The organism is Sphingomonas sp. (assembly GCF_035998645.1).
Taxonomy (GTDB): Bacteria; Pseudomonadota; Alphaproteobacteria; order Sphingomonadales; family Sphingomonadaceae; genus Sphingomonas.
Genome location: NZ_DASYHL010000003.1, coordinates 55814 through 69882 on the forward strand (window position 1 = coordinate 55814; position 14069 = coordinate 69882).

Genomic DNA, 14069 nt, shown 5'->3' on the forward strand with positions numbered 1-14069 from the left:
ATCGGCATTCCCGTGCGGTGTGGAAAGCCTTTGGTTAGAGGCTGACGCCCAGCGTCAGTGTCAGCGCGTGGTCGGTCGCGCTGGCGCGGCCGTTGCGGGGGAGGCGGTACTGGTGGAGATAGCCCGCTTCGACGCCGATCGCCTTGCTCGCCTTCCAGCTCACGCCGACCGCGTTGCGCATCCGGTCGTGCCCGGCATTTTCGCCCCAGTCGGTGTCGTCGAGCGGGAAGAAGCTCTCATGGCTCGCAAACAGTCGGAAGTCGCTCTTCCCCAGCGGGAGCGCGGCCTTGATGTTCGGACGCAGCCGATAGCCGATCTCGTCACCGGTCGATGCTTCGCGCCGCTCCAGGCGCAGGCGACCCGACAGCTTGAACGGACCCGCATCGGTGGACACGCCGCCCTGAACGCGCAGGCGGTCTTCAGTGCGGGTCACCGTGCCGCGCGAATAACTGACCACGCGGACATAACCGCCACCAAGCCACCAGCCCTTGCCAATCTCGCGCTTCACCCCTGCGGACAGCTCGATCTCGTACAGCCCGCCGGAATCGTCGCTGAAGCGGTTGATCGATTCGACCTCAATGCTGGTATTCTCATCAACCGCAACCTCGCCGGTGGCAGTGAGCCAGAGTTCGCTGTCGGCACCCTGTGCCGATGCCGGCACGGCGCTGAGAGCGATCGGCAGAGCGATGAGGATGGAGCGCATCGGAGTCCAGTGTTAGAGGGCTGCTCGAAAGAGTCGCGCACCGCTTAGCGCGCCGTAACGCAACTGTCACATTTCACCGGAGTTCCCGCATGAAGTTCTTTGCCGACACCGCCGACACCAACGATATTCGCGAGCTGGCGGATGCCGGGCTGCTGGATGGCGTGACCACCAACCCGTCGTTGATCCACAAGGCGGGGCGCAACTTCCTGGAGGTCGTCGCCGAAATCTGCGGCATCGTCGACGGTCCGGTGTCGGCCGAAGTGGTCGCGCTCGACTATGAGGGCATGATGCGCGAGGCGGAGATCGTGCGGAAGATCGCCGACAATGTCGCGGTCAAGCTGCCGCTGACGATCGAGGGGTTGAAGGCGTGCAAGACGCTGACCAGCGACGGAACGATGGTCAATGTGACCCTGTGCTTCTCGGCCAATCAGGCGCTGCTGGCGGCGAAGGCTGGGGCGACGTTCATCTCGCCGTTCGTTGGTCGTCACGACGATATCGGGTTCGACGGGATGGACCTGATCGGCGATATCCGCCTGATCTACGATAACTACGCGTTCGAGACCGAGATTCTGGTCGCCAGCGTGCGTCACCCGATCCACATCCTCGAGGCGGCGAAGCTCGGTGCCGACGTGATGACCGCGCCGCCGTCGGTGATCCGTCAGCTGGTCAAGCATCCGCTGACCGACAAGGGGATTGAAGGCTTCATGGCCGACTGGGCGAAGACGGGTCAGACGATCGCCTGATTTCGGCTACGCGAAATGAGGAAGGGCCGTCCCGGGATGCCGGGGCGGCCCTTCTTGGTTGGAGTTACTCGGCGAGGAATGCCTTCACCTCTGCTGCGAAGCGCTGCGGTTGGTCGAGCATAATGAAGTGGTAGCTGTCGGGGACTGCGACCAGCCGGGCCGGGGTTCCGGCATAGGCGGGTTCCCAAACGGCCTTGGCCTGCGCCTCACCGACGCCGGCGGCGTAGAGGATGGTGAAGGGCTTGGCGGTCACTTTGCCGAGTTCCGGGCCGATGTCGGTGATCAGGTCCTCGTACAGCGCCTGAGCGACGGCGGTCTGGTTCGCGAGGCGGGTCCAGTTGGCGACCTTGATCCGTCCTTCGGCCGTGTTCGACCAGATGCCGCCGGGGTCGCTGGTGATCGGCGGCATTGCCTTTGTCAGCTCGGCCGCGGCGATCGTCATGCTGCGCAGCTGTTCGGCGCGCGGCTTGACGCTGGCCGGGGTTGCGGCGGAGTCGAACAACCGGCCGAAGAAGGGCAGGGTGTCGACCACCAGCAACCGGCCGACGCGGTCGGGGTGGCGGGCGGCGAGCATCATGCCGATCAGGCCGCCATAGCTGTGGCCGATCACTGCGGGCCGCTTGGCGCCGCGCTTCGTCGCATCGGCGAGTAGGTCGGCGATGATGCCGTCGGTCATGCCGGGCTTGCCATTCGCGCCGAGGTCATCGCCGCCGAAGCCGTTGACCTGAACCAGCAGCACCTGTCGGTCCTTGGCGAGATCCGGGGCGATGCCGTCCCAGACCTGGCGGGGGCTGGACAGGCCGGGGATCAGGTAGAGCGGCTCGCGGCCGGGCTTGGCTTCACCAAGGGCGACGATCGAGATGTGCTGCATCCGCTGTTCGGCGGCGACCGGGGCCGTCTGGGCGTGGCAGTGCTGGGGTGGAGCAAGGAAGGCTGTGGCCATGGCGGCGAGGGCGATCAGGCGGAACATGGCTTAGTCCTCCTTCGAGGGGTTGGTGAAAATGTCTTCGATCGTCAGGCCGAACAGGTCGGCGATCTTGAAGGCCAGCGGCAGCGAGGGATCGTAGCGGCCGGTTTCGATCGCATTGACGCTCTGCCGGGACACTTCGAGGCGTTCGGCCAGATCCTGCTGGCTCCATGCCCGCTCGGCGCGGAGGACGCGGAGGCGGTTCTTCATGCCGCACCGTCCGCACGCTTGTCGCGCCAGCTGAGGATGCCCTGTGTCACGCCCCAGGCTCCGCACCAGATCGGGAAGGCGAGGAAGACGGGCAAGTCGCCAACCAGATCCTCGAACTGGAGAAAGCCCAGGATCGAGGTGAGCGAGAGCAGGAAGCCAAGTCCGATCAGCATCGAGACGACAATGCGGTCGCGGACAAACTCGTCGGTCTCCTCCTTCAGGTAGATGCCGAGCACGCCGAGCATCGCGATGATCGGCAGGGCGGTCAGCACCGCCATCGTCGCCAGCACCACTGCGCCCGGTTCGAGAATCCGGCTGATCGCAACATTGGCGCCGATCATCAGGCAATAGATCGTCATCACGATCGTGAACCGGTGGGTGTAGCGCTTTGCGGCGGTGGTCGGCATTGGAAAGCTCCCTTGTTCAAATGACAAGTGAGCTTTACGTCGAGTCGTCCGCCCATGTCAAGCGTGCTTTCCTATTTGACTGCGTTCCTTTCCAAATCGTCCAGCACGCTTTGCGCGAGCAGGCTGAGCGTGTCATCCCTTGCCCCCATGATCACGATACGGTCGCCGGGCTGGGCGATCGCGGCGAGGTGGGCGGCGGCGGCGGCGCGGTCGGGGATGTGGCGGGCGTCGCGGCCGGTGGCGGCGATGTCGGCGATGATGTCGGCGCTGGTCACTTCGCGCGCGACGGTGCCGCCCTGATAGACCGGATCGGGGAGCATCAGCTGGTCGCCGGCGCTGAGCTTTTCGGCGAACATCGCGACGAGTTCGCGGCGCATCACCTTGAGCGGGCCATAGCCGTGCGGCTGAAACAGCGCGAGGATGCGGCCGGGAAAGGCGTGCAGCGTGTCGAGCGTCGCGCCGATCTTGTCGGGGTTGTGCCCGAAATCGTCGATCACCGCGACGCCGTTGGCGGTGCCGACCAGCTCGAAGCGGCGGCGCAGGCCGGTGAAGCCCTGAATCGCTTCACATACGGAATCGGCGTCGAGGCCGGCGGCGATGCACGCGCCGATCGCGGCGAGCGCGTTGGCGACATTGTGTGCGCCGGGGACCGACAGGCGGATGCGGCGGGTGGTGCCGCCCATCTCAAGGTCGAAGCTGATCGCGAAGGGTTCGGGCGTCAGGTTGCGGGCAGAGAGGTCGGCGTCGGCATCGATGGCGAAGGTTCGCGTGCGGGTCGGGTCGAGCGCCCTTGCCAGTTCCGCGCTTTCGGCGTCGCCGATATTGACGATGGTGGTGCGCGCCTTCCCGGCGAAATCACCGAACAGGGCGCGCAGTTCTTCCAAGCTCTTATGGTCGAGGCTGACATTGTTGAGCACCGCGACGTGCGGGGTGTAGAGCGCGATCGATCCGTCGCTCTCGTCCACTTCGCTGACATAGAGGTCGCCGCCGCCGACCAGCGCGCTGGCAAAGGGTGCTTCGGGCCGGACGAAATTCTTCATCACCGCGCCGTTCATCACCGTGGGATCGCGGTCGAGGCGGTGCAGGATCCAGGCGATCATGCCGGTGACGGTCGACTTCCCGCTGGTCCCGGCGACGCCGATCGACAGCGGGGCGGCGTTGAACAGCTTTGCGTTCAATTCGGCGCGGGTCATGCGGGGGCAGCCGAGCTTGGCCGCCTGAACCATGTCGGGGACGCTGTCTTCAACCGCAGCGGAGGCGATCACGACCTGGTCCGCCGAGACGATGCCGCTGCCGTCCTGAGCGAACAGGTCGATGCCGAGCGACCGCAGCGCGTCGAACTTTGCGGGGAGGCGCCCGGAATCGAGGCTGCGGTCCGAGCCGGCGACGCTTGCGCCCTGGCCAGCAAGGATCATCGCGAGCGGCATCATGCCGCTGCCGCCGATCCCGACGAAAAAATGGGGTTTGCCGTTGTGCATTGTCACAGGCTATCGCGAGTTATCGTGAGTGGGGCAAGGCATCGCCTGTCCCAGTTTTCGTCCCGCCGAGCCGGGTTCGGGGTGCGCCGTTCCACAGGAGAATGTGCAGCCCGCGGCGCGGTGGACCCCGGAACAAGTCCGGGGTGACGATGGTGGTGGTTGGGGGTTGCAGGAATATGCGGATAGGCGTCGTCGCACCGGCACGGACAGTCAGCGCAGAATCGGCGGCGCGGATGCAGGCGTTCATGGCGCTGTATTGGCCGGCGCACGAGATCGTGTTCCACCCGCAATGCTTCATGACCGAAGGGCATTTTGCAGGGCCGGATGAGGTTCGCGCAGCGGCGTTTCTGGAGTTCGCCAATGACGCCGCGTTCGACGCGATCTGGTTCGCGCGGGGTGGCTATGGCTCCAACCGCATCCTCGATGTCGCGATGCCGCAGCTGGGCGCGGCGGCGCGCAGCAAGACCTATATCGGCTATTCCGACATGGGCTTCATGCTGGGTGCGCTCTATGCGCGGCGGATCGGGCGGCAGGCGCATGGGTCGATGGCGAGCGCCATGGGGGTCAACGACAAGGGCACCGATGCCGGCTGGGTGCTGAGCTGGCTGATCGACGGCAAGCGCGACGGGCTGGAACCGACGCTGGACGGGCGCCCGGCGGCGGCATTCAACCTGTCGATCCTGGCGGCGATGATCGGCACGCCCTGGCTGCCCGACCTGACCGACCATGTCCTGCATATCGAGGAGGTCGGCGAGCCGATGTACCGGATCGACCGGATGCTTTTCCAGATGGCGCATGCCACGCAGCTGCAGGGCATCGCCGGGGTGCGGCTGGGCGCGGTGACCGACATGGTCGACAATGACGTGCCGTTCGGCGAGTCGCTGGAACAGATCATCATCCGCTGGTGCCGCGAGATGGGGGTGCCGTATCTGGGGCGGTCGGGCATCGGGCATATTGCGCTCAACCGGGTGGTGCCGTTCGGGGTGGTGTGAGGTCGGGGCTGACAGGCGTCCGACGATCCTGACGAAAATGGGCGTGTATTGGGCGGAAGCGACCGGGATGCGACCGGTTTGCGCCGGGTAGGCGACTGTGACGCGACAGCTGGGCGACGGGGTGACACCATCGGCGCGACTTTGGTGCGACCGGGGCGCGACGGTGGGGCGACTGGTATGCGACCGCGACGCGACACCGGCCCTACGGGTGTGCGACGGTGGCGAGCCGCGTGTCGGGCGGGTGGTGTCGGGCGGTTTGCGCATCGACCAGTTTATGCGCTTTTTGGGGGTTTGTAGGAAAGCCCTTCCGGTTCTTCCGTCACCGTGAACCTGGTTCAGGGTCCACCCGTCCTCACGCGATTGCGTCGCTTGTGGTGCTGTGGATGCTGAACCGCAGGACGGCGCAAGCCAAACGAGTTCAGCATGACGGGTGGGCGGAGGTGGTCCTGTCGAGCCTCGGTCGTGGGGGTCGTGGCGGGGTGGAGCCCGGCACGGGGGCCGGGGTGACGATGGGGGCTGGTGCGGCGATCGTGCGTTAAAGACGAAGCAGAAGAAGACCCTCCCCAACCCCTCCCGCGAAGGCGGGAGGGGCTAAAGATTGCCGGTTTGCTTAATCGCAGAGCACGTCGGTCGGTTCACCGAGCGCTGCGACGAGCGCCTTCACTTTTCGATAGTCGGCACTGAGAATCGCTCCCGAGGAAGGCTTCAGCACGTTGCTGCCGGAAGCCGCGACTCCGTCGCAACAGAAGCAGACCGCGACATCGCCGACCTCTTTTCCGCTCGCATCATAATAGCGAAAGTAATGGTGCGGGATGAAGCACGCCGCCTCGTATTCGGGCGCGGCGATGATCTTCAGGCTGTTCTCGAACGCCTTGCGCTGGGCGGTGTTGAGCAGCACGCCCCTTGCCTAGCTCGGGATCGGCTTGTTCGCTTTGGTATAGCCGATTTCGACGAACAGGCGCAGCTGGGTTGCCTGAGGGAAGGGGTTGCTGACGCGGCGATCCTTGAACGGCTGAGCGATCGACGCTGTGGCGTTCGATGAGTCGGGCTGCGCGATCGTGTCGACCTTTTGCTCGCAGGCCGCGACCGCGAGGGCGGCGGCGAGGAGCGCGAGAATGCGCGCGGCGCTCACCCCTCCCGCCCCACGCGCACCAGCGTGCCGTCAGGGTCGCTCACCGCGAACTCATACATGCCCCACGGCTTCAAATGCGGTGCGCCGGGTTCGATGATCGCGTCGCGGACGCGGTCGGCGATGGCGTCGATGTCTTCGGCGTAGAGGTACAGACCGAAGGGATTGTCGGGGGCCTGGGGCGTGTTGGGTTCATGGCGCAGGTGCAGGTGCCAGCCCTTGCCGTCGCTCAAGATGCGGTAATGACCCCAGTCGCTGTCGAGGGTGAGGCCGAGGCGCTGGTAGAAGTCGGTGCTGGCCTGCAGGTCGCGGCAGGGGAGGATGGCGGTGATGCGGTGATCCTGGGTCATTGGGCGAGGGTAGCGTCGCGGCTCAGGAAGAGAAGGGGCTCGTCGCGCATGCCTCACTCGCGCCCCATTGGGTGCCGACGGTTCGCACGGGATCGATCCGGACGGGTGGAGATACGCAGAGTGGCATTTCGACAGGTTTCGCGTTCCCTCTGCCTGGTTGGTGCGCTTGGGTTGATGGCGGCCCCGGGGTTTGCGCAGGAGGATGCGCGGCCTGACCCGTCGCCGGCCGTGCAGGAGGCTCCGGCGATGACCGTGGGTCGGCTCGCCAATGGGCTGCGCTATGCGATCCTGAAGCGGAAGAGTGCCGAGCCGGGTGCGGGCGTGCTGATGCGCAATGAGGGCGGGTTCATCGCCGAGCGGCGGCCGGGCGAGCGCGGCCTGAGCCATTTGATCGAGCATCTGGTGTTTCTGAGCCCGACGCGCGCTGCGCCAGAAACCTATCGGCGGTTTGTCGCGGTCGGGCTTCCATTGACTTTTGGCGCGCCGAGTGCGGCGACCAACTCGTGGCGGGAGACGAACTATTTCCTGTCCACGCGCAGGACGGACCCGGGCGACCTCGACATTTTGCTGGCGCTGTTCCGCGAGGCGGCGACCGAGCTGACGTTCCGGGAGGACGCGGTCGATGCCGGGCGGGCCGAGGTGATGAAGGAGATGGCGGAGAAGCGCGCGGGGAATGCGCTGTTCGCCAGCTATATCGCGGCGATCGCGCCGGGATCGCCGACCGATGTGATCGATGCGCAGAATTCGGATGACGTCCCGACCGCGAGCATCGCGACGATCCGTGACCTGTATCACCGGCTGTATCATCCGGCGGCGATGGTCGTCGTTGTGGTCGGTGACGTCGATGTCGCAGCGACCCAAGCGGCTATCGCGGCGCGGTTCGGCAGCTGGGCTGCGCGTGACTCCGCCTCTGCGCCGGTGGGGCATCCGCAGTTCGTGCGCGATCGCATTCGCCCGGTGAGCGTCGCGGCGACGCCCGGTGGACGGCGGGCGGCGCTGGTCACGGTGGTGATGCCGACTCCCCGTCCCGCGGATACGGTCGCCGCGCAGGCGCGCGCGATGCTGCTGGACCAGATGGCGATCACGGCCATCACCAGCCGTTTGCGGACCGCGCAGCCGAACAGTCCGCCGGGCAAGGTCGGCGCGCTGATCGAGACGGGCGAGCAGGGGCATCGCCAGCTGATGCTGTGGGACCATTATGACGCCGGCCAATGGTCGCCGGCGGTCCAGCACTTGCGGCGGACCAGTTGCGATCTGGTGCGATCCGGTTTCAGCGAAGCGGAATGGGCGGCGGCGCGGGACACGCTGACTGGCGAGCTGGAACGGCGTGCTGCCGCGATGGCGACGGTGCCGAATGTCGACATCGCCAAGGACCTGTCGCGCGCGGTGGCCGATGGGCGCGCGCTGATCCTGCCCGATGCGCTGCTGGCGCATGCGCGGGCGGTGCTGCCCCGGATCGATGCGCGGAGCGGCAGCGCATGGTGGCGGGCCGAATGGCGAGCCGGGCGCGAACATTTCCGGGTGGAGGAGCCCGATTTTACCGATACCGCCGCAGCCGAGCGCGATGTGCGCGATGCGGTCAATGGGTCCGCTACCCACGCGCAGTGCCGGTTGCGGGAGTGATCATGGCGGCTCTGGCGTTGTTAACCCTGTGCCGCTATATCCCGCGTATGGCCGTTCGCTTTGCCAGCACTAGCACCACTACTCCCGCCGCGGCGGGAGGGTTTGGCGTGCGCGGCTAGAACCGCGGCGTCGCCCTCTTGCCCGGGATCGGGTGAGATGGCGCTGCTCCCCTGTGATCCTGCCTCTTTTCCTACAGCGCTGCCCCGTGCATAGGCACGTCAAACTTGCAGGATGGATATGGCGCAGCTTCTTTCGATCACGCTTCCCGATGGCTCCGTGCGGCAGGTCGCGCCGGGGACTACGCCTGGCGACATTGCCGCCGCGATCGGGCCGGGGCTGGCCAAGGCGGCGATTGCCGCGCGGGTCGATGGCGAATTGCGCGACATCAACCGGCCGCTGGAGGGCGACGCGCAACTGGCGCTGGTGACGGCGCGGGACGAGGCGGATGCGCTGGAGCTGGCGCGGCATGACTTTGCGCATATCCTGGCCGAGGCGGTGCAGGCGCTGTTTCCCGGCACGCAGATCACCTTCGGTCCGGCGACCGATGACGGGTTTTATTATGATGTGATGGCTCCGGCGTCGCGTGCGCCCTTCTCGATGGAGGATCTGCCCGCGATCGAGGAGAAGATGCGCGAGATCATCCGCGCGGACAAGCCGCTGCGCCGCGAGGTGTGGAGCCGGCAGGCGCTGATCGATCGGTGGAGTGCGCAGGGGGAGAGCTTCAAGGCCGAGTGGGCCGCCGAGCTGCCCGAGGGCGAGGAGCTGACGGTGTATTGGTCGGGCGACGACTGGCTCGACATGTGCCGCGGGCCGCATCTGGCATCGACCGGCAAGCTCGATCCGCAGGCGTTCAAGCTGATGCGCGTCGCGGGCGCCTATTGGCGCGGCGACCAGAAGAATGCGCAGCTGACGCGCATCTATGGCACCGGCTGGCTGAACAAGAAGCAGCTCGACGCGCATCTGTTGAAGCTCGAGGAAGCGGCCAAGCGCGACCATCGCAAGCTGGGCGCGGAGATGGACCTGTTCCACCTGCAGGCCGAAGCGCATGGCAGCGTGTTCTGGCACCCCAAGGGCTATATGGTCTGGCGCCAGCTCGAGGCGTATATGCGCCGCGCGATCGACGCGGCGGGCTATCGCGAGGTCAAGACGCCGCAGGTGATGGACGCGCGCCAGTGGGAGCAGTCCGGCCATTGGGGCAAGTATCGCGAGAATATGTTCGTGATCCCCGACGAGGTGCCGAACGTCGACGATGAAGGGCCGGTGATCAGCGGCGAGGCCGACTGGATGGCGCTCAAGCCGATGAACTGCCCGGCGCATGTGCTGATTTTCCGGCAGGGGCTGAAGAGCTATCGCGAGCTGCCGCTGCGGCTGTACGAGAATGGCTGCTGTCACCGCAACGAGCCGCATGGCGCGCTGCACGGGCTGATGCGGGTGCGGCAGTTCACGCAGGACGATGCGCATATCTTCTGCCGCGAGGACCAGATCGTCGCCGAGGTGCAGGCGTTCTGTGAGCTGGCGGATCGGGTGTATCGCGACTTTGGCTTTACCTATTCGATCAAGCTGGCGCTGCGGCCCGAGAAGCGTTTCGGGTCCGAGGCCGATTGGGACAAGGCGGAGAATGAGCTGCGCGACGCGGTGGTGCGCGCGGGGCTGGCGACCGAGGCCTATGGCTGGGAAGAGCTGCCGGGCGAGGGGGCGTTTTATGCGCCGAAGCTGGAATGGCACCTGACCGACGCGATCGGGCGGACGTGGCAGGTGGGCACGATCCAGTCGGACCGCGTGCTGCCCGAGCGGCTGGATGCGTCCTATGTCGGCGAGGATGGCGAGCGGCATCGGCCGGTGATGCTGCACCGGGCGATCTTTGGATCGTATGAGCGGTTCATCGGCATCCTGATCGAGCATTTCGCCGGGCGCTTGCCGGTGTGGCTGGCGCCGGTGCAGGCGGTAGTGGCGACGATCGTGTCGGATGCCGACGACTATGCGAAGGACGCGGTCGCCAAGCTGAAGGCGGCGGGGATCCGGGTCGAGAGCGATTTGCGCAACGAGAAGATCAACTACAAGGTGCGCGAGCACTCGTTGGCCAAGGTTCCGCACCTGCTGGTGGTCGGCAAGCGTGAGGCGGAGGAGGGCACCGTCGCCGTGCGTACTCTGGGCAGCGAGGGGCAGAAGGTGATGTCGCTCGACGAGGCCATCGCGATGCTTGCAGATCAGGCGCGCGCACCCGATATGCGAGCGTAACCCGACCGCCACAGTGCGTGGCTTTTTCGGCAGGATCGCGCGGCGGGGCTACCCGTTCGCGCGTTTCTGCGTTATCGTAAGTCGTCGAAATTATAACAGGAGCTGTTCCTATACGTCCTCCCATGTCCCGGCGCGGCTTCGCGCCCCCGGTGCCGACCGGCCCGCGCCACAATGAATTCATCGTTTCCCCCAAGGTTCGCGTGATCGACCATGAGGGTGAGAATCTGGGCGTGATGCTCACGCGCGAAGCGATGGAACAGGCGCAGGCGCTGGGCCTCGACCTGGTCGAGGTGTCGCCGAACGCGGATCCGCCCGTCGCCAAGTATCTCGACGTCGGCAAGTTCAAGTACGAGGCGCAGAAAAAGGCCAACCTCGCGCGCAAGTCGCAGAAGACGCAGGAGATCAAGGAGATCAAGATGCGTCCGAACATCGACGACCATGACTATGAGACCAAGATGAAAGCGGTCCACAAGTTCATCGGCGAGGGCGACAAGGTGAAGATCACGCTGCGTTTCCGCGGGCGTGAGCTGAGCCATGGTCAGCTGGGCATGAACCTGCTGCGCCGCGTTCAGGAGGACAGCGCCGAGGTAGCCAAGGTCGAGAGCTATCCGCGCATGGAAGGCCGGCAGATGCTGATGGTGCTGTCGCCCAAATGAGGGTGGCGATGCTGTGCGCCGCGCTGCTGGCGCTGGGAAGCGTTCCGGTCGCTGCGCAGGTGGTGCACAGCCCGCCGATCACCGCCGGGACGGACGAACCGCTCGTCCGTCCGGCGGATGCCAAGCTGGTCTGGTCGGACGAGTTCGACACCGACGGCCTGCCTGATCGCAAACGCTGGGCGTATGACACGGCCCGCAACAAGCTCGGCTGGCACAACGAAGAAAAGCAATATTACGCCGACGCGCGGCCCGAAAACGTGCGGGTCGAGGGCGGACGGCTGATCATCACTGCCACGGCCGAGCGGCTGGCGGACAAGCCCGATCATGGCGGGCAGGATTATGCCTCGACCAAGCTGTTCACCAAGGGGATCGCGGACTGGCGCTACGGCTTTTTCGAGATCCGCGCCAAGCTGCCGTGCGGGCGCGGCATCTGGCCGGCGATCTGGATGCTGGCGTCGGATGACAGCAAGGGCTGGCCGGCGATGGGCGAGATCGACATCATGGAGCATGTCGGCTGGGACAATGGTCGCGTCCATGGCACGGTGCACACCGGCGCGTACAACCATGTTTCCAATACGCAAAAGGGATCGAATGTCGTTATCCCCGATGTGTGCGAGGCGTTCCACACCTATCAGCTCGACTGGAATGCGGACCGTATCCTGATCGGGATCGACGGCCGCGCGCATATGCGGTTCGAGAATGACAAGAAGGGTGATCCGCAGACCTGGCCGTTCGGAACGCCCGAATATCTGATCCTGAACGTCGCGGTCGGCGGCTGGGGCGGACAGAAGGGGATCGACCCCAAGGCGTTCCCGGCGGCGATGGAAGTGGATTATGTGCGGGTGTGGCAGCGGGATTGAGGGGCTGTTTGAAGCTGACCGCAATCGACGCCAACCGTCATCTCTTTGAGGGTCAGCCGAGCGGCAAGCCGATCCGGCTATTGCTGCGTTTCGCAGACAGCTGTTCGCTCCGGATCGGGGTTGCGGGAGACGGGTTTCGGGCGATGATCGATCGGTTGCCGCTCGATCCGCCGTTCGACATGGCAGAATATGGGCAGGTCGATGCTGCCGATGTCACCGATATGATCGGCGCGCATTTGCGAGGCGCGGAGGTGACGTCCCTTCAAGCGCTGACCCTTGATGGCGACGATATCGGCGTGCGGATGGAGTTCTCTGCCAGCGCGATACTGAATATCTGGATCGATGGCGACGAATTGCATTGGGGAGATGCGGAGGCGCTTGCCGCATATCGATGGCCTGGCGATGGAGTGCCGGTCGCGGGGGCGATGGTCGCGATGTAATCCTCTCGTCGCCCCGGGCTTGACCCGGGGCTGGGCTTTTCTTGCACCGTTGAAGAGAAGAAGCCTTGGCCCGGCTCAAGGCCGGGCTGACGATGGGGTGTGTTCAAATCCTCCCCGGAACGGGGAGGGGGACCGCCGCCGCAGACGGTAGTGGAGGGGGCCCGAGGCAGGGGCGTCCCTTCGCGGAGGGCCCCCTCCGTCAGCGCTCCGCGCTGCCACCTCCCCGTTCCGGGGAGGATTTATTAGTCTCCGCCGCCGCCGCCGTCTCCGGCGCTGTCGCCGCCGGAATCGCTATCGGTGCGGTCGCGGTCGCCCGTGTCGCTGGCGGAGGAGGTGCCGCCGTCGCCGCTATCCTTCTTGCGTTTGGCCTCCTTCGCTGCGTTGAGCGAGATGAACACCGTCATCAGCGCGATCGCCACCGCGCCGAGTGCGATCCAGACGGGGTTCATACCGGTGGCTCCCACAGCTCGATCGCGTTGCCTTCGGGATCGTGGATGCGGGCGAATTTGCCGGTTTCGGGGGAGTCCCATTCGGGCTTGGTGACGATGTCGATCCCCGCCGCGTTGAGCTGTTCCAGCATCCCTTCGAGATCGCGGACGCGCAGGTTGATCATGAATTGCTTGTCGGCGGCGAAATAGTCGGTTGCCTGTTTGAACGGGGCGAACACCATCGGGCCGCCTTGCGTATGCCAGGTCCATTCATTGACCTCGCCTCCGCTATCCTCGGCGACGCAGCCGGCGCCGATGCCGAGATGTTCGCGATACCATGTGTTGAGCGCTTCGGGGTCCTGCGCCCGGAAGAACAGTCCGCCCATGCCGAGTACACCCATTGCCTGCTCCTCGCGGTTGGAGGGCCAGTTTAGGCGTTCCCGGCGCGGCTGGCCAGTGTCAGCGCTGGCGCACTTCGGTCACGCGCCAGTCGCCTTCGATCTGGCAGACCGTGCCATTGACCGCACCCTGGGCGAAGGGGTGGCAGCTGTGGCCGGACTTGTCGGTAAAGCGCGCGCCGACGCTGGGGTTCCCCTCGCGCGTGCCGAGCGACGGGTCGTTCAGGACCTGATGCAGCCGGCTGCTCGCCACCAGCTTGCTGCCATCGACGACGACCGGGGAGCCGGGTTCGGCCCAGATACTGAGCGTGATGAAAACGCCGAACGCGAGCGATGCCAGCGCGGCGGGGAGCCGGACCCAGCGGTTGCGCAGTGCCCCGCGCCATCCCGAGCGGACAGGGGTTGGCGGTACGGTTTCGAGAGCGTGGCTGTGCATGAAGGGTGTCC

18 protein-coding genes are annotated in these 14069 nt (G+C 65.8%); 7 read left to right on the forward strand and 11 right to left on the reverse strand.

Annotated features, from left to right (window positions below; translation table 11 throughout):
* Positions 1–34 precede the first annotated feature (34 nt).
* Entirely contained in the window at positions 35–703 is a 669-nt protein-coding gene (locus VGN66_RS04280; protein ID WP_327517624.1) for a DUF2490 domain-containing protein, read from the reverse strand.
* Positions 704–792: 89 nt separating this feature from the next.
* On the opposite strand from VGN66_RS04280, the gene fsa reads away from it, so the two are divergent.
* Complete coding sequence (gene fsa / locus VGN66_RS04285) at positions 793–1446, forward strand: fructose-6-phosphate aldolase (RefSeq protein ID WP_327517625.1); 654 nt, start codon at positions 793–795, stop codon at positions 1444–1446.
* Positions 1447–1510: 64 nt separating this feature from the next.
* Here the strand turns inward: fsa and VGN66_RS04290 are convergent, their stop codons facing one another.
* From VGN66_RS04290 to VGN66_RS04305, 4 genes are all read right to left on the reverse strand, one after another.
* Positions 1511–2416: an alpha/beta hydrolase gene (locus VGN66_RS04290; RefSeq protein ID WP_327517626.1), complete on the reverse strand. Its 906-nt coding sequence runs from the start codon at positions 2414–2416 to the stop codon at positions 1511–1513.
* A 3-nt stretch (positions 2417–2419) separates the two neighbouring features.
* Positions 2420–2623 carry a helix-turn-helix transcriptional regulator gene (locus tag VGN66_RS04295; RefSeq protein WP_327517627.1) on the reverse strand — a complete coding sequence of 68 codons (204 nt, stop codon included), beginning with the start codon at positions 2621–2623 and terminating at the stop codon, positions 2420–2422.
* A complete protein-coding gene (locus VGN66_RS04300) occupies positions 2620–3030 on the reverse strand; it encodes a hypothetical protein (protein WP_327517628.1) in 411 nt (136 codons plus the stop codon). The genes VGN66_RS04295 and VGN66_RS04300 overlap by 4 nt, the downstream gene beginning before the upstream one ends.
* 71 nt (positions 3031–3101) lie before the next feature.
* On the reverse strand, positions 3102–4508 hold the full coding sequence (locus tag VGN66_RS04305) for a UDP-N-acetylmuramate--L-alanine ligase (RefSeq protein ID WP_327517629.1): 1407 nt from the start codon (positions 4506–4508) through the stop codon (positions 3102–3104).
* A gap of 176 nt (positions 4509–4684) precedes the next feature.
* Here VGN66_RS04305 and VGN66_RS04310 point away from each other — a divergent pair, with 176 nt between their 5' ends.
* Entirely contained in the window at positions 4685–5500 is an 816-nt protein-coding gene (locus VGN66_RS04310; protein ID WP_327517630.1) for an LD-carboxypeptidase, read from the forward strand.
* Between the two features lie 610 nt (positions 5501–6110).
* Here the strand turns inward: VGN66_RS04310 and VGN66_RS04315 are convergent.
* Genes VGN66_RS04315 through VGN66_RS04325 form a run of 3 tightly spaced genes read right to left on the reverse strand, consistent with a single transcriptional unit; the run spans position 6111 to position 6979 of the window.
* Positions 6111–6398, reverse strand: coding sequence for a hypothetical protein (locus VGN66_RS04315; protein ID WP_327517631.1), 288 nt, complete (start codon positions 6396–6398; stop codon positions 6111–6113).
* 9 nt (positions 6399–6407) lie between these two features.
* Positions 6408–6632 carry a hypothetical protein gene (locus tag VGN66_RS04320; protein ID WP_327517632.1) on the reverse strand — a complete coding sequence of 75 codons (225 nt, stop codon included), beginning with the start codon at positions 6630–6632 and terminating at the stop codon, positions 6408–6410.
* Positions 6629–6979 (reverse strand): VOC family protein, encoded by a 351-nt coding sequence (locus VGN66_RS04325; protein ID WP_327517633.1) that lies wholly within the window; start codon positions 6977–6979, stop codon positions 6629–6631. Before VGN66_RS04325 ends, VGN66_RS04320 begins: the two co-directional genes overlap by 4 nt.
* 174 nt (positions 6980–7153) lie before the next feature.
* On the opposite strand from VGN66_RS04325, the gene VGN66_RS04330 reads away from it, so the two are divergent.
* From VGN66_RS04330 to VGN66_RS04350, 5 genes are all read left to right on the forward strand, one after another.
* On the forward strand, positions 7154–8602 hold the full coding sequence (locus VGN66_RS04330) for an insulinase family protein (protein WP_327517634.1): 1449 nt from the start codon (positions 7154–7156) through the stop codon (positions 8600–8602).
* Positions 8603–8839: 237 nt separating this feature from the next.
* Complete coding sequence (gene thrS / locus VGN66_RS04335; protein WP_327517635.1) at positions 8840–10840, forward strand: threonine--tRNA ligase; 2001 nt, start codon at positions 8840–8842, stop codon at positions 10838–10840.
* Positions 10841–10962: 122 nt separating this feature from the next.
* On the forward strand, positions 10963–11496 hold the full coding sequence (gene infC / locus VGN66_RS04340; protein ID WP_224923194.1) for a translation initiation factor IF-3: 534 nt from the start codon (positions 10963–10965) through the stop codon (positions 11494–11496).
* Positions 11493–12356, forward strand: coding sequence for a glycoside hydrolase family 16 protein (locus tag VGN66_RS04345; RefSeq protein WP_327517636.1), 864 nt, complete (start codon positions 11493–11495; stop codon positions 12354–12356). Before infC ends, VGN66_RS04345 begins: the two co-directional genes overlap by 4 nt.
* Positions 12357–12364: 8 nt before the next feature.
* Positions 12365–12796, forward strand: a complete 432-nt coding sequence (locus VGN66_RS04350) for a hypothetical protein (RefSeq protein WP_327517637.1) — start codon at positions 12365–12367, stop codon at positions 12794–12796.
* A 242-nt stretch (positions 12797–13038) separates the two neighbouring features.
* Here the strand turns inward: VGN66_RS04350 and VGN66_RS04355 are convergent, their stop codons facing one another.
* From VGN66_RS04355 to VGN66_RS04365, 3 genes are read right to left on the reverse strand one after another with little or no spacing between them, the layout of a single operon-like run.
* Positions 13039–13245: a hypothetical protein gene (locus VGN66_RS04355; RefSeq protein ID WP_327517638.1), complete on the reverse strand. Its 207-nt coding sequence runs from the start codon at positions 13243–13245 to the stop codon at positions 13039–13041.
* Positions 13242–13625: a VOC family protein gene (locus VGN66_RS04360; protein ID WP_327517639.1), complete on the reverse strand. Its 384-nt coding sequence runs from the start codon at positions 13623–13625 to the stop codon at positions 13242–13244. Before VGN66_RS04360 ends, VGN66_RS04355 begins: the two co-directional genes overlap by 4 nt.
* A 58-nt stretch (positions 13626–13683) precedes the next feature.
* On the reverse strand, positions 13684–14058 hold the full coding sequence (locus tag VGN66_RS04365) for a hypothetical protein (RefSeq protein WP_327517640.1): 375 nt from the start codon (positions 14056–14058) through the stop codon (positions 13684–13686).
* Positions 14059–14069: the final 11 nt, after the last annotated feature.

Bases quoted from the DNA above. Each gene is read 5' to 3' on its own strand.
- fsa (WP_327517625.1), top strand. From the start codon at position 793: ATGAAGTTCTTTGCCGACACCGCCGACACCAACGATATTCGCGAGCTG.
- infC (WP_224923194.1), top strand. From the start codon at position 10,963: ATGTCCCGGCGCGGCTTCGCGCCCCCGGTGCCGACCGGCCCGCGCCAC.
- thrS (WP_327517635.1), top strand. From the start codon at position 8,840: ATGGCGCAGCTTCTTTCGATCACGCTTCCCGATGGCTCCGTGCGGCAG.
- VGN66_RS04305 (WP_327517629.1), bottom strand. From the start codon at position 4,508: ATGCACAACGGCAAACCCCATTTTTTCGTCGGGATCGGCGGCAGCGGC.
- VGN66_RS04325 (WP_327517633.1), bottom strand. From the start codon at position 6,979: ATGACCCAGGATCACCGCATCACCGCCATCCTCCCCTGCCGCGACCTG.
- VGN66_RS04300 (WP_327517628.1), bottom strand. From the start codon at position 3,030: ATGCCGACCACCGCCGCAAAGCGCTACACCCACCGGTTCACGATCGTG.
- VGN66_RS04310 (WP_327517630.1), top strand. From the start codon at position 4,685: ATGCGGATAGGCGTCGTCGCACCGGCACGGACAGTCAGCGCAGAATCG.
- VGN66_RS04330 (WP_327517634.1), top strand. From the start codon at position 7,154: ATGGCGGCCCCGGGGTTTGCGCAGGAGGATGCGCGGCCTGACCCGTCG.
- VGN66_RS04290 (WP_327517626.1), bottom strand. From the start codon at position 2,416: ATGTTCCGCCTGATCGCCCTCGCCGCCATGGCCACAGCCTTCCTTGCT.
- VGN66_RS04355 (WP_327517638.1), bottom strand. From the start codon at position 13,245: ATGAACCCCGTCTGGATCGCACTCGGCGCGGTGGCGATCGCGCTGATG.
- VGN66_RS04280 (WP_327517624.1), bottom strand. From the start codon at position 703: ATGCGCTCCATCCTCATCGCTCTGCCGATCGCTCTCAGCGCCGTGCCG.
- VGN66_RS04345 (WP_327517636.1), top strand. From the start codon at position 11,493: ATGAGGGTGGCGATGCTGTGCGCCGCGCTGCTGGCGCTGGGAAGCGTT.
- VGN66_RS04365 (WP_327517640.1), bottom strand. From the start codon at position 14,058: ATGCACAGCCACGCTCTCGAAACCGTACCGCCAACCCCTGTCCGCTCG.
- VGN66_RS04295 (WP_327517627.1), bottom strand. From the start codon at position 2,623: ATGAAGAACCGCCTCCGCGTCCTCCGCGCCGAGCGGGCATGGAGCCAG.
- VGN66_RS04360 (WP_327517639.1), bottom strand. From the start codon at position 13,625: ATGGGTGTACTCGGCATGGGCGGACTGTTCTTCCGGGCGCAGGACCCC.